The sequence below is a fragment of the Ensifer sp. genome (assembly GCF_035999185.1).
Taxonomy (GTDB): Bacteria; Pseudomonadota; Alphaproteobacteria; order Rhizobiales; family Rhizobiaceae; genus Ensifer.
Map to the genome: position 1 here is coordinate 32,012 of NZ_DASYHB010000015.1, position 20,719 is coordinate 52,730.

The 20,719-nt window shown below is 65.3% G+C and carries 9 protein-coding genes and 1 pseudogene; 2 read left to right on the forward strand and 8 right to left on the reverse strand.

Features of this window, described 5'->3' with window-relative positions:
* Nucleotides 1-75: 75 nt before the first annotated feature.
* The 5 genes from VGO04_RS01100 to VGO04_RS01120 form a co-directional block, all read right to left on the reverse strand.
* Nucleotides 76-2,220 (reverse strand): efflux RND transporter periplasmic adaptor subunit, encoded by a 2,145-nt coding sequence (locus VGO04_RS01100; RefSeq protein ID WP_327494111.1) that lies wholly within the window; start codon nucleotides 2,218-2,220, stop codon nucleotides 76-78.
* A 3-nt stretch (nucleotides 2,221-2,223) separates the two neighbouring features.
* Entirely contained in the window at nucleotides 2,224-3,558 is a 1,335-nt protein-coding gene (locus VGO04_RS01105; RefSeq protein ID WP_327494112.1) for an efflux RND transporter periplasmic adaptor subunit, read from the reverse strand.
* A complete protein-coding gene (locus tag VGO04_RS01110; protein ID WP_327494113.1) occupies nucleotides 3,555-4,313 on the reverse strand; it encodes an efflux RND transporter periplasmic adaptor subunit in 759 nt (252 codons plus the stop codon). The genes VGO04_RS01105 and VGO04_RS01110 overlap by 4 nt, the downstream gene beginning before the upstream one ends.
* Before the next feature lie 21 nt (nucleotides 4,314-4,334).
* Nucleotides 4,335-5,837 carry a TolC family protein gene (locus tag VGO04_RS01115; RefSeq protein WP_327494114.1) on the reverse strand — a complete coding sequence of 501 codons (1,503 nt, stop codon included), beginning with the start codon at nucleotides 5,835-5,837 and terminating at the stop codon, nucleotides 4,335-4,337.
* A gap of 94 nt (nucleotides 5,838-5,931) precedes the next feature.
* Entirely contained in the window at nucleotides 5,932-17,829 is an 11,898-nt protein-coding gene (locus VGO04_RS01120; RefSeq protein WP_327494115.1) for a cadherin-like domain-containing protein, read from the reverse strand.
* 265 nt (nucleotides 17,830-18,094) lie between these two features.
* Between VGO04_RS01120 and VGO04_RS01125 the strand changes: the two are divergent.
* Nucleotides 18,095-18,262 (forward strand): annotated as a pseudogene (locus VGO04_RS01125) (siderophore-interacting protein); the annotation flags it as partial.
* A gap of 102 nt (nucleotides 18,263-18,364) precedes the next feature.
* Nucleotides 18,365-18,523, forward strand: a complete 159-nt coding sequence (locus VGO04_RS01130; RefSeq protein WP_327494116.1) for a hypothetical protein — start codon at nucleotides 18,365-18,367, stop codon at nucleotides 18,521-18,523.
* A 531-nt stretch (nucleotides 18,524-19,054) separates the two neighbouring features.
* Here the strand turns inward: VGO04_RS01130 and VGO04_RS01135 are convergent.
* From VGO04_RS01135 to VGO04_RS32920, 3 genes are all read right to left on the reverse strand, one after another.
* Complete coding sequence (locus VGO04_RS01135) at nucleotides 19,055-19,234, reverse strand: hypothetical protein (protein ID WP_327494117.1); 180 nt, start codon at nucleotides 19,232-19,234, stop codon at nucleotides 19,055-19,057.
* A complete protein-coding gene (locus tag VGO04_RS01140) occupies nucleotides 19,234-19,401 on the reverse strand; it encodes a hypothetical protein (protein ID WP_327494118.1) in 168 nt (55 codons plus the stop codon). The genes VGO04_RS01135 and VGO04_RS01140 overlap by 1 nt, the downstream gene beginning before the upstream one ends.
* A gap of 520 nt (nucleotides 19,402-19,921) precedes the next feature.
* Nucleotides 19,922-20,164 carry a DUF6894 family protein gene (locus VGO04_RS32920; RefSeq protein ID WP_327495667.1) on the reverse strand — a complete coding sequence of 81 codons (243 nt, stop codon included), beginning with the start codon at nucleotides 20,162-20,164 and terminating at the stop codon, nucleotides 19,922-19,924.
* Nucleotides 20,165-20,719: the final 555 nt, after the last annotated feature.

The following is a 20,719-nucleotide window of genomic DNA, read 5'->3' on the forward strand; positions in this document are numbered from 1 at the left end:
CTGTGTCTCAACCCAAGTTAAGCTTACGATGCCCTCGTCACTCTTGCGACGCAGTGGCTCAATGAGCCCCCCTGGCTAGAAGCCACTCTCTCGGATAAGGATACTCACCGCCCTGCGCCAGAATTGTTGCAACGGAGCCGCAGGCTGCCCAGAAATGATTATCGTTCCCATGCGCGTCTGCGCAATCGGAGCCATTTGATCAGGTATCAGGGTGATCCGATACATGGGCAGGTCGGGGACCGGCGACTCATCCGTACCCATCCGGCTGGGGATCGGCCCGCCATTGACCGAGGCGAGTTCCGCATCCGTTAGGAGCCGCGTCGCCGTCGTGTCGATGGCCTGCACGCGTGCCGTCACGCGCGGCTGGGCCACGTCGGCGGGCACGAAAGTCGCGTCCACGCCTATGGCGATCCGGCCCAGCTCTGCCTCTTCCACATAGGCGGTGATGCGGGTGGTGGAGAGATCGGCGATGACGCCGATCAACTCGCGGGACTTGATCCATTCTCCCGGCTTCAGCGGCTCGGCCCGCTCCACGATGGTCCCAGAAATGGGGCTGTGCACGGTGAGGTGCGCGCTGTCGGCCTGTGCCGCGGCCAATGCGGCGCGGGCAGAGACGATGTCGCCCGCCAGAAGCTGGGCCCGGGGCTGGAGCGCGCCGTCCTGCGCGGCGGCCTGCCACTGGGCGATGAGGCTCGCGACCTGCTGCTGCGCCTGCTGGAGCTTGTACGCGACCTCGGGAAGCCGCTGCACCAGCAAGGGGTCCCCGGCCGCCACAAACGCGCCGGTCCTGATCGCGACCGCCTCCACCTCTCCCGCCATCTGTGTGAAGACGCGCACGCGCGTTTGCGCGCCCAGCAGCGCTGGGGCATGGATGGAGGTGCGCCACGGCACGCAGAGCAGGGCAAGCAGGAAGACTGCGATCAGACAGGTCATAAGCGTACGCCGGTTCAGGGCGTGGCCCCGCGCGCGGCGGACCCACCACGCCATCTCCCGCACTATCGGGCGCAGCAGGAACCACCAGATCTCCACCGCGAACAGGAACAGCCCAAGGGCCTTGAAGAACATGTGATAGACGAGCAGTGCGATGCCGAAGAAGATGACGGCCCGGTAGGCCCATGTGCTGAGGGCGTAGGCGACGAGGATCCGGCGCAGGTCCGGCGGCCAATGTTCCGGGGGCGGGTCATCGACGCCGAAGAGCAGCCTGCGCATTTCGTAACGCGTGAGGCTGAAGGCCCGCTCCTGAAGATTGGGCACGTCGAGTAGGTCCGACAGCAGATAATAGCCGTCGAACCGCATGAAGGGTGACAGGTTGATGAGGAGGGTCAGCAGCCAGGTCGTCGTCGCCCACACCAGCACGACGCTGCGCAGGAGGCCATCGGGCAGGAAGGACCACGCCAGCAAGGCATAGGCGGCAAGGCCGCATTCGGCGATCATGCCCGCGGCCCCGATGGCGAGGCGCTGGCGTCGATCGCGCAGCTGCCAGGCGGCGCTTGTATCAGTGTAGAGCACGGGCGCCATCACCAAAAGTGCAACGCCCATGGTCGGCACGCGGCATCCGAAGCGTTTGGCGGTGAGGCCGTGCGCGACCTCGTGCAGGATCTTGGAGGCCACCACCGCAAGGGCCGCCACGGCCACGCCCTCCAGCGAGAAGAACCATGGCAAGGCGGAGGCGAACGCATCCCATTGCCGCAGGGCGAGATGGAGGCCGAGCAGGCCAGCCAGCACGGTCAGGAGCAGAAAGGTGCGCGTGTAGATGATGTCGGACAGGGGCAGAAGGCGCGTGAGCAGCGGATCAGGCCGGACCAGCGGAATCCGGATGAACAGATAATGATGCAGCAACGTCCGCGCCCAGCTCTCGCGTCGCGAGCCCGCGCGCTCCACCCGACTTGCCGTCCCGCGTAGCGATAGGTCCACGTTCAGCTCCGACGCAGTGACGAAGTCCGCCACTCGCTCCACATCCGCCCGCGAAGGCGTGAGCGTGGTTTCAGCATGGATGCGGCGGGCAATCAGGTCGGGATCGCGCAGATGCCAGCGGTAGAGAATCTCGAACTCCAGCCAGCCGAGGCGATAGTAGCGGTTCGCCGGCGGGTCATGCAGCGTCCAGCTTGGCGAGCCATCCCGCAGCGTGGGGCCTTGCTGAAGCACCAGCTCCATGCGTAGTGGGGGCAGCGTTGCCGCCCGCCCGCCCGGCATTGGAGGGGTGATTGCGATGCCGGCCATGTTTCACAGCCCCAGCCACTGGCGCGCGGATGCCAGCGGGCGCCGCAGGATATAATAGGCGAGGGGTACCTGCGGGCCGTAGAGTTTCGCGGTGCCTTTTAGCCCGATGCGCGGGATACGATCGTCTCCCTTGAGGGATGCTTTGACGCGATAGGACACGATGCCGTCGAGTCCCTTCTGCGGCTGATAGGAGGCGAATGTCACCTCCCCATCCCGCACCCGTTCCGGCTCGATGTTCAGAAACAGACGCACAGGGCTTCCGCTCTCCACATCGATAGCCTCGGCCGAGGGGACGCGGATGTCGACCTCGACCTTGGACGGATCGGCGATCAACATGACGCGCTCGCCGATGACGACGGGACGTCCCAGCCAGTCGTTCGGGTCGTCGAACACCGCGAGGCCGGCTTCGGGCGAGCGCACCTCAATGCGTTCGAGTTGAGCCTTGAGGAAATTCGCCTCGGTCTGTTGCTGGTCAAGCTTGCCCTGCAGCGCAGGAAGGGTGGCGCGCACCTTCGGGTCGGAGACCGATGCCTGAAGGGCCTGCCGAAGCTCCGCCTCCGCCGCCTCAAGCGCGCGAGAGGAAACTTCGAGCTGATTACGGATGCGCCGGGGGTCCAGCGAGAAAAGGAGCTGGCTCGCCGTTACGGTCTCGTTGGGCCTGACGTGGACCGTATCGACCACGCCATCGAGCGGGGCGCGTATGGCGGCGGGCGCCTGGGGGACAATCTCCGCCGGCGCGAGGATCGACTGGCGCACCGGTAGGAAGCCGGCGGCGATGAGCAGCAGAAGAGCGGCGGCCGCAATGAGGCGGGTCCAGCGACGGGGCGTCTCGCCGGCCCGCGCGCGAAGGCCCCGGCGCGCGAGATGGGCGCGCCATGCGTGGCCATAGGCATCGGCGATGATCTCCAGCAGCGCCTTGTCGCCCTCCCGCAACGGTTCGTCGCGCCCGAGGACGAGCACGCTGGACGTGCCGTCGAGCGGCACCCAGACCAGTATGGGCGCGAACCATTCCTGCCATTCGGCCCGGAACTGCAGGGGAAGATCGCCGGCGCGCAGTTCGCGGATCCCGGCGATCCGCTGGTCTGCGATGTGCCGGAACAACCCGGCGGCCCAGACGATGTAAGGCGCATTGCGGTCGGTCGCGGCAAGGCCGGACGCCGCCATGATCTGGCCGGACGGCTGGCCCTGCCAGAGCATGGCCTGCCGGAATTTCACAACCGAGCCGGTCTCATTGACCATGATGAAGCCAAGCTCGGCAGGGCTTGCCGCCCGGGCCCGCTTTTCCAGCATGATGAGCGCCGTGAGGCGCGTCAGTTGCTGGGAATGCAGGTCGCTCATCGCTGGGATCCGGGCGGTTCCGTTATAGGCATGCGCGCAATGCCGCTCATGCCGGGGACGAGATCGGGAAAATCGCCCTCAATGCGGGCATAGACCTTGACCGCCTGGCTGACCGAATCGATACGCGGTCCGAGCCGTGCGACCACCGCCGGAAATTCGCGGTTCAGCTCGTCCACGCGCAAGGCGAAGCGCATGCCGACCTTGATCTGCGGTAGCCAGCGAGACGGCGCCAGCAGCTCGATTTCCAGCTCGCGATCACTGACGATTTCGATGATCGGCTCGCCGACTGTCACATACTGATGGCTGCGGGCCTTAAGTTCGGCCACCCGGCCCTCGAAGGGGGCGGCAATGCTGCAGCGAGACACTTCGATGGCAGCCAGGCGCTCCTCGGCCTGCGCGGCTTTCAGATCGATCTCTGCGAGATCGATCTCGACCTTTCCGGTCGCCCCGCGCCGGTCCAGCAGGCGGAAGGCTTCCAGCTTGCGTTCGCTCCGTTGCCTCTGGGCGCTCGTCTGCGCAAGCCGGGCGTCATGGCGGGCGCAGTCGATGCCGATCAGTTGCTGTCCCTTGGCGAAGGCCTGTCCCTCCCGGACATCCAGCAGCACGATGCGTCCGGCGATCTCGCTTGAGATGACGGCCGAAAAGCGGGGGACGAGTTGTGCGCGCAGACCGGCGTCCGTTGGCGTCTGCGCACCGGCCTTCACCGTCAGAACCATGAGGGACGCAACAGCCAAGCGCCTGTGCAAGGACGACATTCGCGATCTTCCCGATTCGTCTCACTGTTTAGCGAGAACGGGCGATCCGCTGGCAACATTCACCGGCTTCTCCACGGGGCGGGGGAGAACCGGCACCTGGATTCGTCCGCTTTGCCACTCTTTCTGCTGCTTGCGGATGGCCGCGACAAGTTCAGGCAGGCTGCTGGCCTGCACATCCAGCGGAAGGGGATCGATACCCAGCGTCATGTAGACGCCCGCGTCGGCATTCTGCAGGTCGGCATAGCTGCGATGGCTACGCAGTTCTGTGAGAACCGCATTGGCGCGTTCCCTGATCAGGTCCAGATCGGAGGTGGTCTGTGCTTCCTGGGTGTTCGTCTGGAGATCGGCGATGCGGCGGTTCACCGAGGCGAGATTCCGCGACCGTTCATAGGACTTGCGCGCGACAATGTATTGGCGGGCGGAAATCTGGACCTGTGCGAGCACGGACATGGTCAAGGCGAGCCGGCGATATTCGGCGATCTCTGACTGCGCCTCGTTCAGCTTCATCACATCGGGGATGGAAATCAAGCGGACCAGATTAGCGGCCAGCCGCGCGCCGACCTCTTTCCAGTCGTTGAACAGGAGATAGCTGTTGCTGTCATAGTTCACGGAGGCAAGCAGCGTCACGCCGGGAAGGAGCCGCAGCAGGGCCCGGCGGCCCTCATTCTGGGTGATGCGCCCGTTATAGGTTTCCTCCCGCAGTTCGGGGCGATTAACCAGCGCAACTCGCTCCATCTCGTCGATGGTCAGGCGGAGGCTGGGAATGTAGGGCGTACCGGCCGGTGCGAGCCGGTAGGTGGTGCCGGGACGCAGCCCCATCAACTGCGCGAGCTGGGTTTTGGCGATGGAGAGCTGTTCCTCGATGAGCTCCAGTTGCGCGATGAGCTCCATCAAATTGCGCTGATAGCGTAGAGCCTCTGCCGGATCCTGCGAGCGTTCCGCCCCGGCGGCCTTGGATTGGGCTAGCGCGCGCCGGGCTTCTGCCAGCAGCGGGCGCATGCGGGGCATGACCCGCTCGGACGCGACGGCATTCCAGTACGACGCACGCACCTGCTGGGAAATGTTGTTGATGACCCGGCGGCGCTGCTCCTGCGCGATGAGCACCCGGTCAGCTTGTTGCCTGGCCTGGATATAGCTCATGCCGAAGTCGATCACGTTCCAGGACAAGGTGAGATCGCCGAACGTCCGTTCCCGGTCCACGGACACGGTCTCGAAATTGGAGGGGATGATGGTTCCGGTCAGGTAGCTGGCGCTTGAACTCACCAGTTCCTTGTCGCGGCCCACATAACCCGCATTGGCGGTAAGGTTCGGCAGCATGTCCATCCGCGTCAGGTCGAGCTGACGGTCCTGGAGCGCGGCATTGAACATCTGCAGGCGGTTGTCGAGATTGTAGGCGAGCGCACGCGCTTGCGCTTCTTCCATTGAGATCGGCTTGTCGGGGGACGGGCTGTGATTGGCCAGCGCGGCCCGGTCTCCGCTCGCGCGGGTCACGTTCTCCTCGAACGTCAGGGGCTCAGGCTGCATGGAGCAGGCTCCAATGGCCACGCATAGAACAGCGATCAAAATACGCACGCGTCCTCCCAAATTTCCCCGAAGGAAACGTAAACAAGCCTGGTCGTCATTCCAGCCCTCGTGGCTGCGCGCGGATATCCGCCGCCAGCGTCTCCAGAAGGCGGGCAGTCTCGATGACCCGGCCCGCGGCACCAAAGCGGATCAAAGTGTTGAACAGAGGATCACTGGATAGGTCGGCCACATCCGGTCCGGCATCGGCCGCGATCCGGATGGGCTCGTCCTCCAGCGCATGCAGGGCCAGTACCGCAGCGAGACGGGCGTCGCGGCCATCAGGGCGTTCGGACGGTGCAAGACCGGTGCGCTCGCCCGTCGCAGCGGGTGCTTCCCCGTTCTGCGGCTCCCCTTCCTTCGTGGGGGCTGTATCCTCGGTCGGAGGCGGTGGCTCCGCATTGGGCGGCGTCCCAGGCTTGCGCACCGGGTCCGGCCAGCGGAACGTGTCGCGGAGCACGTGGATGGCGACCGTGGATACCGCTTCATTGCCTTCGGAATCGCGCGCCAGCACATGGACAAGGTAGATGCCGGGCGCGACATCTGCCGGCGGCAGGGCCGTGACTATCTGTGTTGAGCGGTCGAACGAGATCCAGGAGGGCAGGGGCTCCGAGCCGCGCAGCGAGGCTTCGAAGAAGAGGTTGCGCGTCTCCATGGAGCCGGTCAGCCGGAAGATGACCTGCTGGGTCACGTAATGGAGGGCGGTCGTATAGAGATGGGAGGGGAAGCCTTCGAGATCCGGTATTTCCCCATAGAAGCGGTTGTCGGTGAACGTGTCGGGCGGCACATAGGGCGGGGGAAGTGGTGGTGGCGGCGGCGGGAAGATGTTCACGCTGGTGGTGACGGGCACCGGCGCTTGCGACCATCCGCCGGTTTGAGTACCGAGCGCGCCGGCACTGCTGGCCGTGATATCCACCATGCTGCCGGCCGCCGCAGCGGGGAAGCCGGTGCCATCCGAAAGCCATGCTGTCAGCATGCCCGGCCTCCCGCTGAAGTCGGCGGCGGCAGTGAAGCGAATGGAGGCGCTGGCGGGAAGGATCAGGGCGCTTGTTTCGCCGAGGCCGCTGGTGGGAATGGCGCGCCAGCCCGAGCCGTCGCCCAGGTTGAACTCCCAGACACCCTGCGCGGCGGTCGCCGCATTGGCGGAAATGGCGATGCCGGCCAATGGCGTGTCGCCTTGCGTGCCCTGACTGATGAGCACGTTGTCCACCACATCGATATAGTTGCCGGCGAACAGGACTGCGACGAGATGGCCGGGATCGCTGACGAGCGTGGGATCGCTCGGAGGCAGGACGACCCCGCCCCCCGCGAGCGGACGATCATTCTCCGGCTGGAGCGACACCAGAACCTGCCCGGTGGCGACGGCGCTGTTGAACAGTCCATCCTTGCTGATGGCGCTCACGTCCAGCGCATAAAACTGCCCCGGCGCGGTGTTGATGTTGGGCGGGGCAAGGACGGAAATGCCGGCATTCAGATCGGCGAGGGAGAACTGGAAAATATCCGCGCCTCCCGTGCTCTTGCGGGCTTCGTCGCTGCCCACGCGAATCTGCCAGCCGGTCGGCAGGCCGGAAATCTCGACGGTGACAATTTCAATGCCGGACAGGTCCGTGGGCACCACCACGATGTCGAGCGGCACCCAATGGTCCTCCACGCCCGCGGCGACGGGCGCAATCAGGATGGGTTCATCGGCAACGGCCGCGACGAGGATCTCGGTGACATGGGTCGCGGTCGAAGGCTCAGCGTCGGGGCCGGCGCCGGCATTGATGTGATCATCGACGGTCAGCACCAGTTGATCGGTGCCGCTGTAATTACGGTGCGCGAGATAGGACAGCGTAGCGAGCGCGGCATTCAGCGCGTCACGCGTCCCGGCGAGGGTCAATGTGGCCCCGCTGCCGGTTCCCGTGACACCGGCGGTGTCAGAGACGGTGATCCGCCCATGGCTGACCGACAGCGTGAGGGTGAAGGCGTCCGTGTAGCCCATGCCCATGCGGTCGGCGAGATCGTCGATGCTGAGCACGGGCGCATGGTCCGCCCCCGCCCCGCCATCGAAGAGCAGGGGCGTGTCCTCGTGGCCTGCGACCAGCAGCGGCCCCGCGGCGCTTGGCGTATCGTTCACCGGCACGATGTCGAGGCGCATGTTGCCCGGTGCGGAGAAGCTCGTGCCGTCGCTCACCTGGAAGGTGAAGTTCGCATAGTTAAAGCCGTTGCCATCGGCATCGGGGGCAAAGGTCAGCTTGCCTGCCAGCACGTCGGTCATGGCGAATTCGGCTCCGGCGGAGACCGGAATGCCGTCGAACAGCATGGTCCCGCGCGCGGGGAGGGCGGTGATGCGCACGGCGGTTAGCAGGTCGCCTTCGGGATCGAAGACGAAGTCGCCCGGCCCGAAGACGATCACCTGATCCTCCCGCCCGCTGACATGATCGAGCGGATGGATGACCGGCGGATCATTGAAGCCGTTGATGGTGATGGTGAGGACGGCGGTCGAGACGTCTCCGTCGCCATCGGTGATGGCATAGCTGATGGTCTCGGTCAGCGTCTCGCCGGTTGTCAGGCTGTTGACGTCCGGGTCGTCATTGTCGAGCTGGTAGCTGTACGTGCCGTCGGCATTGAGCACTAACGTGCCATGCGCGGTCGCGAAGGTGGAACCCACCGTCTGCGGCAAGCCGTTGAAGGTGACGCCGGTGACGCCGCCCGACACGGCATAGCCATCGGCGCCGGGGGCGTCGTTCAGAAGCACGTTGCCGCCGATTACACCAGGGACGGCGTTTTCCGTTATGGCGGCACTGTCGCCGGAGGCCGCCGGCACATCGTCCACGATCAGAATGGTGAGCGTGCCGGTGCCTATGCTGCCTCCCGCATCCACGACCTGCAGGGCGATGGCATCCATGCTCGCGATGGCGGCCGGCTGGTTGCGGGCGGCGGAAATCTCGTAAGCGTAGGACAGCGTGCCGCCCGTGGGGATGCCGCCCACGGAGCCACTGGCGCTGAAGCCGGTGAGGGTCAGCGTGCCGTCTGCGGTGGCAATAGTGACCGGAACGGAGGCAAGACCGGCAAGGTCCGCCAGCGTGACGCTCTGTCCGCCGATGGTGAGCGAGGCAAGGCCGTCCGGGGCGGTGACCGCGATGGTGCCGAGCGTGCGCTGCTGGCCGGAGGCATCCACGAGCCCATGCTCGAAGACGGTGTTCTCGCCCGTCAGCACGCCGTTGAGGTCGTCCGGCACGATGCTTGGCGGGCCGTCCGTGTGGCCGTTGATGGTGATGGTCAGCGTGGCTGAGGACGTATCACCGTCGCCGTCGGTGAGAATGTAGGTGAACACCTCGCTGAGCGGCGGGTCACCGTCCTTCAGGGCGTTGACGGCGGCATTGTCGTTATCGAGCGTGTAGGTGTAGCTGCCGTCGGCATTCACCACGAGGGAGCCGTAGGTGGCCGTCAGGCTCGCGCCGATGGTTCCGGCCGAGCCGGAGAAGGAGATGCCGGTCACGCTGCTGCCATCGGCGCCCACGGCATCCGTGCCGCCCGGGCCGGCGTCCGTCACCACATTGCCGGACACGGTGCCGGGCGTCGCATCCTCGGTGATGCTCGCGCTGTTGGCCTGCGCCACGGGCACATCATCGATGATCTGGATGGTCAGGCTGGACAGCGCGCTGCCGTCGCCGCCCGCATCGATCGCCTGCAGCGCGAACACGTCCGTATTCTCGCTGGCGCCCGGCGTGTTCTGGGCAACGCTGAGCGTGTAGGTGTAGGTCAGCGTGCCGCCGGTGGGCACGCCGCCGCCGCCGGTCCCGGCAAAGCCGGTCAGCGTGAGCGTGCCCTTGGCGCTGGCGATGGTGATGGGCGTGGAGCCGAGCACCTGCAGCTCGGCGAGCGTGACCGTCCGGCCGCCGATCACGACGCTGGCGAGTCCATCGGGCGCGAGAATGGCGATGGTGCCGTTCACCGCCTCGGAACCGTCCGGCACCGAGGTCAGGCCGTGTTCCAGCACCGTGTTCTGGCCGGTCGCGGCACCGTTGAGATCGTCCGGCACGATGCTCGGCGGGCCGTCCGTCACGCCAATGATGTCGATGGTCAGCGTGGCGTCGTCCGTGGTCGTCCCATCGGAGATCCGATAGGTGAAGACGTCGCTGAGCGGCGGATCGCCGTCCTTCAGCCCGTTGACGGCCGGATTGGTCCGGTCGAGCACATAGACATAGCTGCCATCGGGATTGATGGTCAGCGTCCCGTATGTGCCCGCGACCACGGTCGCGCTGGAGACCGCCTGAGACGGCAGGGACACACCGATGCCGGTGAGGGTGAGCACCGCCGTATCCGGATCGGTGTCGGCCACATCGCCGGACGCGCCGACCGGCGCGATGACATTGCCGCTGACCGATACCGTGTCCTCGTTGATGACGCGGGCATCGTCATTGGCGGTGGGCGGGTCATCGGTGGGGGTGATGGTGATGAGGCCGACCAGCGTGTTGGAAGCGAGCGAGTTCGGATTGGTCCCGTCGCCACCGGCGTCGGGCACGCCCTGGTCGTTATTGCCGTCGAGCACGCTGAGGACATAGGTGCGGGTGGTGTTGGCGTTGTAATTGGTGGGGTTGTCGCTCGTGTTGCTGTAGCGCAACTGGCCGATCAGCGCCTCCACTTCCGCCACCGTGGTGTCCGCATCGAGCGTGAGGACCAGCGTGCCGTCGGTGCCCGCGCTCGCGGTGACGCCGGCCGGCAGGCTTCCGGCCACCGAGAGCACATCGCCTGCCCGATAGGTGGCGCCGAGGCTGAGGGTGACGGAACCCGCGCCGAACACGCCGGTCGCAAGGCCGGGGGTGGTGGCAAGGTCGAGGTCCGCGAGCGCGGCACCGGTGATCAGCGCGGCCGGCGGGATGCTGCTGCCGGTTCCCGTCTCGTTATTCTCCACCACGGTCGGATTGGTGGGCGTGCCGGACAGCACAGGCGCGTCATTGACTGCCCGCACGGAGGTGCCGAGCGACTGGGCGAGCGACCATGTGCTCGTCTGCCCGCTCGCGAGGGCGGGAAGCAGGTTGGTGGACGCGTTGAAAGCGACAGCCGTATCCGCGGCCCGCACCGTCAGCCCGCCGGGCGTGCCGTTAAAGTTGGCAACGGGCAGGAAGCGCAGCAGGGCATCGGTGGGCAGCAGCAGCGCGGAGGCATCGCTCAGGCTGCCGGAGACCTGCGCCCAGCTGGCGCCGGCATTGATGGAATATTCCCAGCGCCCCTCCGTGGCGGCATCGCTCGCATTGCCGACGATGGCGATACCCCCGAAGGCGGTGGCGGCATTGCCGCCATGATTGGCGGTCTGGTTGTCGGTGGCGTCGCTGTAGCCGCCGGAAAACAGGGTGCCCACGGTGGCACCGGGCGGGCTGGCGGTGTCTTCCAGCACCGGGGACAGGGTGCCTGCGCCGATGGACGGGCGGTCGTTGACATTGGTGACGCTGGTGCTGAGCACGATCGTATCCGCGCTGTAGCGCGTGATGCCGCCGACAGTCGTGGCATCCAGTGTCGTGCCGTTCGTGGGCGGGCTTGAGCCGTTACCGCCGTCGCCATCCTCCACCAGACGCACGGTCAGGGTGTTGGGTGTGCCGTGGAAGTCGGGATTGGCCTGGAAGCGCACCAGCGTCCCGGAGGCCAGATAGAGCGCGTTCGTGGCCGCACGGGCACCGATGTCGGTCCATCTGGAACTGGCCGTGTCGAAATATTGCCACGTCCCCTGCAAGGAATCGGTCGCGAGCCCGACGACGATGACGCCGATGAAGCTGTTGGAGCTGGAGCCGCCCGTGATCGCATCCACGGGATCGCTGAAATGGCTGGCGAACAGGCTGGCCACCGTCGCGCCCGCGGGCGAGGTGTCCTCCAGCGAGGCAGCGAGGGTCTCGGTGTTGCCGTCAATGACGATGGGGGCGTCATTGACCGGGTCCACATCGAAGGTGATGGTCCTGGTGGTGATCAGATTGGCGTCGTTGGCGGGATCCCCATCGGAGGCGGTGGGATCCTCATAGGTGTAGGTGCCCTGATAGGTGGGACTGGTGTCCGGCACATTGACGAGGCTACCCGGCCGGCTGCCGGTATTGCCGAGGTCGTTCACCTCGATGGTCACGCTGAAACTGCCGTTCCAGTCGGCCGCCCCCGGGGCTCCGGCTTCATCGGGCAGGTTGACGACGATGGTGTTGATGGCCGCATTGATCTGGTCGAGCGTGCCGCTGATGTTGACCACCGTATTGCCGGAGCCGAGCGTCGCTGTGCCGCCCAGCGGGCTCTGCACGGACGCGGCCGTAAAGCCGGCGGGCAGGGTGACGACCACGGAAAGCGCGCGGTCGATGGCGTCGACATCGGTGATCGCAATGCCGGATAGCTGGAACGTCGCGCTGGCTTCGCCCGTGGTCGGCGCGGTGAAGCCGATCTCGGCCGGATCGTTGACCGAGGTCGGGAAGACGATGCGCGAGGCGGTTGCGACATTCGCGGTCAGGCCGCCGGGCACTGCCGCATAGGGCGTCACCGCCGTGGTCGGCACATCGGAGGTGCCCCCTGAGGGCAGGTTGTCCTCGCCGCCATTGGCCGCCGTGCCGATGAGCGCGCCGCTGGCATCCCGCAGCCGGTCGTCGGCGATCACCTCGATGCGGTACTGAAGATCGTTATTGGCCTGCGCGCCGGTGATGGCGAGGTTGAGCCCGGCCAGATAGCTGTTCACGTGGCTGAGCGTGCCGCGCAGCACGAGGGCGCTGCCGGTGCCGTTGAATGTCGGGTCGATGACAAGGCCGGCGGTGACCAGCCCGGCCACATCGGCGGAAGAGCCGATGTTGATGGTGCCGTTGGTCCCGTCATAGCTCGTCTCGAGGACAGGGGTTCCATCGAGCAGCGTGGCGCGCACCGTGACCTGGATGAAGTCGCTTTCCCCGGTGGCGATCCCGCCGGCGTCCGCGATGTCGAGGTCGGCGACGCTGAAGCCCGGCACCGGCGTGACGCCGGTGAGCGGCACGATGCCGGTGCCGGCGGTGACGGTCGGCGCATCATTGACGGGGATGATGGTGAGCGCCACGTCGATGGGCAGCGGATTGTTGCTCGCCCCGCCGCTGCCGATGTTCGAGCCGGTGTCGTCCAGCGAGATGGTCAGCGTCACGTCGCCATCGCCGGCCGCGTTCAGGTCCTCATTGAGATTGGCGTCGCTGCGATAGGTGAGGCTGGAATTGAGCAGGGTCTGGATGTCGGAAGCCACACCGACGATCACCAGCGTAGCGCTGTCCCGCCCGGTGACGGTCATGCCGTCGGGCAGCGTGGTGGCAACGTTCAGGATGCCGCTGGGCACCGTCAGGGTCACGGTGACGGGGGTTCCGAACGCATTGGACTCCGGGTCGGAGACCACGAAACTGATCTGCGCGCCGATGGGCGAGGCCTGGTCCTCATAGACATCCGCCGCGCCATTGCCGTCCAGCGTGGCCGGGTCATTGTCCGAGGAGGCATAGAGAACCACCGATGCCGCATGGATGTTGCCATAGAGGGCATCCGTGGTGAGCGTGGGGGCTGCGTCCGCATACCAGTTGGGCTCTGTGGCCGTCACTAGCGTGGGGGAGGCGCCCGGCCCCGTGGCGCCCTGATTGAGGATGCCGCCGCCATTGCCGCCCGGATTGGTGCCGGGCACGCTGCTGTTGCGATCCAGAAACGCGCCCGTGGCGGTGTCGCGCACGCGGTCATCGGCGATCACCTGCACCTGATAGACCAGATCCCGGTCGCTGCCGAAGGTGACGGCGAGCGTGGCGAGCGCCGCATTGACCTGCGCGCTGGTGCCGCGCATGACGAGATAGTCGTCCTGCCCGTTCTTGTCTGCATCGATGGTCGCGCCGCCCGCGGTCACCTGAATGTCGAGGCCGCCATTGGCGAGATATTCCGCCGCGCCAAGCGGTGTGCCATCCGCGTGGAGTAGGCGGACCGTGGCCTGGAGAAAGTCCTCCTCAGCCGCACTTACCAGCGTCAGGTCGGGGTCCGCAATGCCGAAGCCCGGCACATTGTTGGCGACATCGGTGGAATTGATCGGCCCCGCAGGTGCGGTCACGACAGGCCGATCGTTGATCGGCTGCGCATAGGTCCAGAATTCGCGTCCGGTCTGCTCAGCGGCGCCCTCCGCCAGCGTGAAGACGAACTTGTCGTCAGGCGTGCCCGGATAGCCGGGGCTGACGGTGTCCGAGCGGTCGAAGAGATAATAGATTCGCCCGTTGTTCACGTCGTCCTGCGTGAAGGACGCGCCCGCGCCGATGGCGGTGAAGGTGACGCCATCGGTCGAATAGGCGATCAGGCCGCGGGTGGGGGCGGTGGTGATGCGGTACTGAACCTGCGTGGCGCTGCTGTCCGGATCCACCGCCTGCAGCATGGCGGAGGTGATCTGGTTGAACGTGCCTTCCCGTGTGACGAAAAGCGGCTCGTTAGCCCCCGAGCCGGGCGTGCCGCCGGGCAATATGCCCACGGGATCGGTCTGGGTTGGGTCGGCGGCGATCTGCGGGGGATCGTTGACCGGGGTGATGACGAAGCTGACCGGGGCGATGTTCGAGGTCGCGCTCCAGCGGTCGGTTGCCTGCGCGAGGAAGCTGTCGGTCTGGTCCTCGCCGCCATCGTGCACGTAGCGCAGGCGGGTGGTGCCGGCGTCGGCGGTGATCCAGCTCGCTTCCAGCACGGTGCTGCCGGTCACGGTCTGCCACGCGCTGCCGTCCCAATACTGCAGGATGCCGTGGGCCGGGAGGCTGGTTATGCCGAAGGTCAGCAATGTGCCGTTATTGTCGGCATAATTGGTGCCGCCGGAGGCGGGCAGGGTTGCGGTGCCCTCCAGATAGGATTCGCTGGTGGCATCGTCGGCGTCGGCGAAATTGAGCTGGGCGGTGGTGATGTAGAAGGTCTCGCCCTCGTTCAGCGCATTGTCGGTGGAGCCGGTGGCAATGGGCGCGTCGTTGACGGGCGTCACATAGAAGCTGAAGTCCGTGACCCACTGGTCGGGTGCGAAATTGCCGGTGCCGTCATCCACCATGATGCCGGCGGAGGCGATCAGCCTCATGCTGGATTCGAAATCCTCGCCGCCGTCATGGACAAAGCGGATGGCCCCAGCATTGAGATCCGCCTGCGTGAAGACGTCAGCCGGGCCGAGCGTCACCCAGCTTCCGCTGATCAGGCGCTGAAGCTGGCCGTTCCAGCTGCCGAAGTCCCCGCCGTTGAAGGCGACGATGGTGTAAATCACCTGCGCGGGATCGATGCCCGGTCCGCTGTAGTTCATGCCGGGGCTCAGGCCGGAGCCATCGGACAGGACGATTGTGCCCCCTTCCACCAGAACGCCACGCGCGGGGATGGCGGCCAGCGCCCGCGTCGGGTCGGTTTCAGGCTGGCCCGCATAGCCGGACGTGGTGCCCGTTACCCCGGAGCCGCCGATAGGCAGGCCATCGCCCGCGCCGGTGGCGGTGGGCACTTCGCGCAGGGTGATAGTGAAGGGGAAGTCACGCAAGGCGGCGAGTTGGGTCGGATTGGTGTAGATGCCGCTCGCCCGCTCATACTGCTCGCCATTGGCCCCCCAGCGAACGGAGACGCCGTTGTCGACCACCTGAAACACGAAGGTGTCGGTGTCGCCCGCGACCGCCGCTCCGGTCTGGTAGTAATAGACTCGGCCGGCGATCACATCGGCCAGCGTGAAGCTGCCGCCAACGGGGAGAAAGCTGGCGACGCCATTAACGTTCATCACCAGACTGCCCTGATCCAGCCCGCTCTGGTCGGTGACGCGGAAGGTGAGGCTCTCCGGAGCCGAGTCCGTGTCGGTGACGTTCATCATTGCGGTGGTGAGCTGCACGATGAAGCCGGAGGGCACGACGGCGGCCAGCGTGCTGGCGTCGACCCAGACAGGCTCGTCGTTCAGGGCGCGGATGTCGAGGGCGATACTGGCCGTGGCTGTCAGAGGCGTGCCGGTGCCGCCGCCACCGTCGCGCACGAGGACGTTGAAGCTGTCGCTCGGGGGACGGCCGCCGGCATCGAGCCCGTCATTGGCGTAGGTGAGGCCGGAACGGTCCTGATAGGCGAAGACGAAGCCGGCATCCACGTCCGCCTGCGTGATCTGGTGGTTGGTGTAGGACTGGCTGACGCCGCCGCGTACGGCGGTGCCCGAGAAATAGAGCAGGCCATGCGCGGCAAGGCCGGTGATCTGCACCTGCAGCGTGGCGTCGGTGTCAGTGGGATCGCCGCCGCCGTCGGCGGTGATGAACAGGCCGACCACGGATTGCGGCACGCCGTTCAGCGTGGCGTTCGCCGGCTGGCCCTCATAGAGTGTACCGCTGCCCGACACGGTGGGCGGCTGGTTCACCGGCGTGATGGTGATGGTCACGGTTGCCGGGTCGGACAGGTCCACCGGGGCAAGCGGAGTCGCGCCATCGTTGGCGAGGACGGAGAAGGTGTCGGGCGCATCTTGGGCTGAGCCATCATGCACATAGACCAGGGAGCCGTTGATCACGTCCTGATGGGTGAAGACCGAGCCGGCGCCGATGCGCGTGCCGGCGAGGGTGAGATAGCCGTGGGTTGGCGTTGCGGTGAGGCGATAGACGATCTGGCTGGCGTTCTGGCTGCCGAAGGCCACTTCCGGATCGGTGGCGGGGAGCGCCGAGACCGGGACCACGGTGCCTGTCGAGCCTTCGACGACCGCCATTGTGCTGTCGTTCACCTGCACCGGGTCGTTGGAGGGTGTGACATCCAGACGGACGGAACGCTGGCTTGTGGGCTTTGTGGGGTCGGTCTCGTTGGTGACGTTCAGAACGAGACTCGTCGTGCCCGGGACGTTGCCACGCTCCACATCCACGGCCGTGAAACTAAGCTGGTCCAGCCAAGCATTCGCGTCGGCGAGCGAGCCGGTGAAGGTGAACCCGCCGGTGACCGTGCTGCCCAGCCCGCTCGCGTCCGACAGCGTGCCGACGCTCGTGTCGGCGATGCGCGCGCTGACCGTGAAAGTGTCGCCAGTCAGGCTGCTGGCGATGTCCAGCTCGGCGAGGGTGATCGAGCTGGCACCGGCATCATTGAGAGAACTCGGCTCCTGCACGCGTAGGCCCGTATCGCCTCCCGTGATTGTAGGCGTGTCCAGCAGATGGTCCCAGGTGGCGAGCGTCGAGAGGAGGAAGGGGCCTGAGGCTTCGACGACCCCGCTCTGCGCTTCCAGCGTCCAGTTGCCGCCGAGGCCGGTGCTGCCGGTGGCATCCATGGATGCCGCCACGTCAGCGCTGGTCAATGCTGCAATGCCGTTGATGAGCGCTTGGCCGGCGGGCAGCTGAGCCACGTCACATCCCCATATCAGGATGTCCCCGTCCGCCTTCAGCGCATGTCCCCAGCCGGCGATCTCGGTTGTTCGCGCCGAGAGGGTGCTGGACGTGACGTCGGTGGTGCCAATGCCGAATTCGCCACTCTCGCCATGGCCGATGAAATGGATGGCGGCAAGATCGCCGTGGTAGCTCGCCAGAACTTCGCTCACCTGCGCGATGCCGTCCCTGGCGGCATCCAGGATCACGATCTGGACACCGCTCTTCGCCTCCAGCGAGGCGAGGTCCGGCAGGCGGCCGTCCACAAAGACGATCTCGCTGATAGGCGCGGCGTTGGCATTGGCCGCCTGTTCCAGCTGCGCCTCTCCCTTGCTGCCGAAGGGGCCGACATCGGCAGCAATAGCCGTCGTGGTGTCTGCTGGAGCGGGGGCGGGAGCCCCGTCGCCATGCGACCGGGTGGCGGCGTCGTGCCCGAAAGATTCCAGGCGTGGAGCGGCTTCGGCGGATGACGGTGCGCCCAGGGCCGGATCGGCCTTTGTAACGACGGACGCTGTCGCGACGCCGGCGGCATCGAACATGAAACGCGGTTCGAGCTGGAGCATGAGCGCAAGGGGCGGCGCCCGGCCCAGGGAACATAGAGTACGTTCCACTGCGGTCGTTTCCGGAGGGCTGACGATCTTGCCCATGCCGCTCATGAGTTGCGTCTCATGGGTTGCGTCCCGGGAATTTTATCAAGCAAAACAAGCAGCTTCTGACGTAGGGCGCATATGCTACGATCCGTTCGGCTGCTGGATATTTCTCTTCAGACCATTGTGCGGGGCAGCTAATTTCGAGAATCGCCTTAGGGCTATGAGTGGGTCAAAATCCTCGACAGTGTCAATAGAGGCGGTGGTGCACGGACGTTTAGGGCGGCGGCGTAAGGAGCCGGAACCCGAGACTTCAGCGTCGTCTGCCATGCCGTTCTCCTGCGCGGATGTGACGCCGTTCAACGGCGGCGACATGCATGTGCGTCTGCTGATACCGCCTGCAGGCCGCAAGCCAATCTGGCCGAGTTAGAGGGCCGATGGCCGCGTAGCCTGGGCGCGCGGCGAGTATGAACTATCGGTTCGCGCCTACACAATCAGGGCCGGGTGCGCCACCTCCCACAATCGGTCAAAGTCATCGCGCTCTCGACGGTCGGCTTCATCGAGGTTTTAGGCTTCGCATCAGGCGTACCCAGAGGGCACGGACGTGACCGATATTCTCATTCCGCAGTGCGGCGACGTCAACCTCACGGGCCGCCAAAACACCTTCGAGGTGCGCTGCGGCTTCCTCGGTCAGGCTGACGCGAGCCCCGAGCCGATCAGCGAAACGGCTGGCTGCCTCAATGACTCGCTCGATATCACCTGAGTGGCCATACGCCTCTCCGGTGACATCGCGAAACGCCCAAGCCCCGGCTATACGGCATACGGTTAGCTTCTGAGCCATGTTGTTTTATCCGCCCCAAGGGCTGATAACGCCGTCAGGCGACTCTGGTTCCCCGTTAAGCGGCAAATAATGCGGAATAGGACACACGGCTCCAGTCGCTGAGCCGCCGTTGGTCGGTGCTTGGTGTATCTTTTTCGGCAGAGTTCCGCATCGATGCTGTCGTGTCTGGACGACAAATACATCATCCAAGCGGTTGAACGTCATTGCACGGAGCTGCCTGATTACTCTCAAAGCTCTGCCGAGTTCTCGGCATCCGAGTAACATTGCCCGAGTCGAGATCTGGTTCAGCCGCGCGCAAACTATCCTGGCAAGAACGCTGACCGGATCCGCAGAGGATCTACCTCAAAAGGTCGTGCGCTCACGGTCCCGCCAAGTCTCTGGCTTCTCTCCGAAGTGGACGCAGTAGCCGCTTCATGGTTGGGCCCGGCGGTGGAGCACGCTTCTTCGCGGATCCTATTGCCAGTCGTCATCATCATCGTGCCGAGCTTCCCATTTCTCCGTCGCCTCGATCAGCGCGTGCAGCTCGACCTCTGCCTCAGAACCTTCAGGAGGTGTGCCGAGTTCGGCGATGCGTTCAATGGCCCGCTCGTGATCGTCTGCGCACCGCACGATGACCATTATCTCAATCAACATCACTCACCTCCAACCTTGAGCGCTGGATGGTTGCGGGTCTCATAATCCACCATCGCGGCGCTAATTTCGAAGAACTCGTCTTGCTCAGGACCAATTGCAGGCATGTCGCCCAGCGCTCGCAAGCGGACGATTGCAGCTTCGTACTGTTCGCTAGTCTCGATCGTCATGACTTCGCCGCCGTATCGACTGCGTGATCAACCGTGCTCGGAACCATTCGTTCCGCCGGGATCCAACTTACAGCAATGGAGACTGGAACGAATGTGTGGCTCCCTCGAGCGTTCTGCGCCCGGTGCCGAATGTTCGCCAGGCGACGAGCCAATATCTGGAACTGTCGCAACATAAACGGGCCAACGGAACTAGTTCCTACGCAGCGTGCGGACGACCGCTGCGACTATGCAGCGGAGGCTAACACGGGGACCCGGCGAAAGGCGCAGTTCGGGACCTAATCGGCCCCGAGTTTGCCGAAAACGTGCCAAGAGGAGTGAAGCTGGGACGCGGATCCGCGCTCGGTCGAGGCTTACTGAAGATCGTTGAGCCGGCAGAGGTCGCGAGCTTAACCAATCCGGTTGCACGTACTATACCCGCAGCAAGCCCGGCGAAGAGGCTAAGCAGAGAGCCAGTTCGGCTTTCGCATTTTGTTGCCGCTCCAAAGCAGGATGTGGTCGCGTCAATTGGGGATGGGGAATGTCATCGGCAATTTAGCCATCGCCCCTGCAACGACATTTCAGCGTGATAGACGCTCGAGCCGTCCGCCGACCGGACATGCACGCTAAATACTCTGATGTCCCCGTCGGGAAGAACCTCCCGAACCATATCGGCCAAGGCATCCAACGCGGCACGCCGAGCGCCATCATCGCTCGTCAGTTCAAGCCCGGTGTCGTCCTCATCGGACCGTTCGCCGTCAGAGCTGTCGATGAAGTACAGAGGCATGACGTTTCAATCCACGACACGACCCGCGGTTCCCGTCACCGCGGTTCCTGTATCAAATTTAGATAGGTCGGGTCCAAATCCGCTACCTTCGCCAGGCTGCCGAAATCGTGCACGATCTCGCTGTCACGCTGAAAGGAGCGAGCAACTCGAAGGCAAGACCCAGGAGCGCTATGGGCTAGCAAAGATCGATTCAGGCCCGACGGGGACGGCTGGTAGAACCGACAGAGACTGGATCATCGCCGGTCGAGCAAGCTTGGTGCCCAGCCAAACTTGACGTCATCGACAACCCGGCGCTCAAGAATGCGTCGGGCATCTATGAATATCGAACGCACGTGCGTTTTGGAGGGCAGCCGGAAGTTCGGTCAAATGACATTGTCAGCGAGCGTGCTCGGTGCTCCAATGAATTGCCCGCATCTTGAGGCTGACCCATGTTGCGACGAACGAGCGGTCCGGCAGCCACACCATGTGACCGGGGCAGAGACGCGGCCGAGCGCGTCGACAAACAAACTGTACTGTTTCGCTTTACCGACCAGTTGTTCCGCTCTCGGACTCTGA

Coding starts and splice junctions, on each gene's coding strand:
- VGO04_RS01100 (WP_327494111.1), bottom strand. CDS start 2,220: ATGGCCGGCATCGCAATCACCCCTCCAATGCCGGGCGGGCGGGCGGCA.
- VGO04_RS01105 (WP_327494112.1), bottom strand. CDS start 3,558: ATGAGCGACCTGCATTCCCAGCAACTGACGCGCCTCACGGCGCTCATC.
- VGO04_RS01110 (WP_327494113.1), bottom strand. CDS start 4,313: ATGTCGTCCTTGCACAGGCGCTTGGCTGTTGCGTCCCTCATGGTTCTG.
- VGO04_RS01115 (WP_327494114.1), bottom strand. CDS start 5,837: ATGCAGCCTGAGCCCCTGACGTTCGAGGAGAACGTGACCCGCGCGAGC.
- VGO04_RS01120 (WP_327494115.1), bottom strand. CDS start 17,829: ATGAGCGGCATGGGCAAGATCGTCAGCCCTCCGGAAACGACCGCAGTG.
- VGO04_RS01135 (WP_327494117.1), bottom strand. CDS start 19,234: ATGTTGATTGAGATAATGGTCATCGTGCGGTGCGCAGACGATCACGAG.
- VGO04_RS01140 (WP_327494118.1), bottom strand. CDS start 19,401: ATGACGATCGAGACTAGCGAACAGTACGAAGCTGCAATCGTCCGCTTG.
- VGO04_RS32920 (WP_327495667.1), bottom strand. CDS start 20,164: ATGCCTCTGTACTTCATCGACAGCTCTGACGGCGAACGGTCCGATGAG.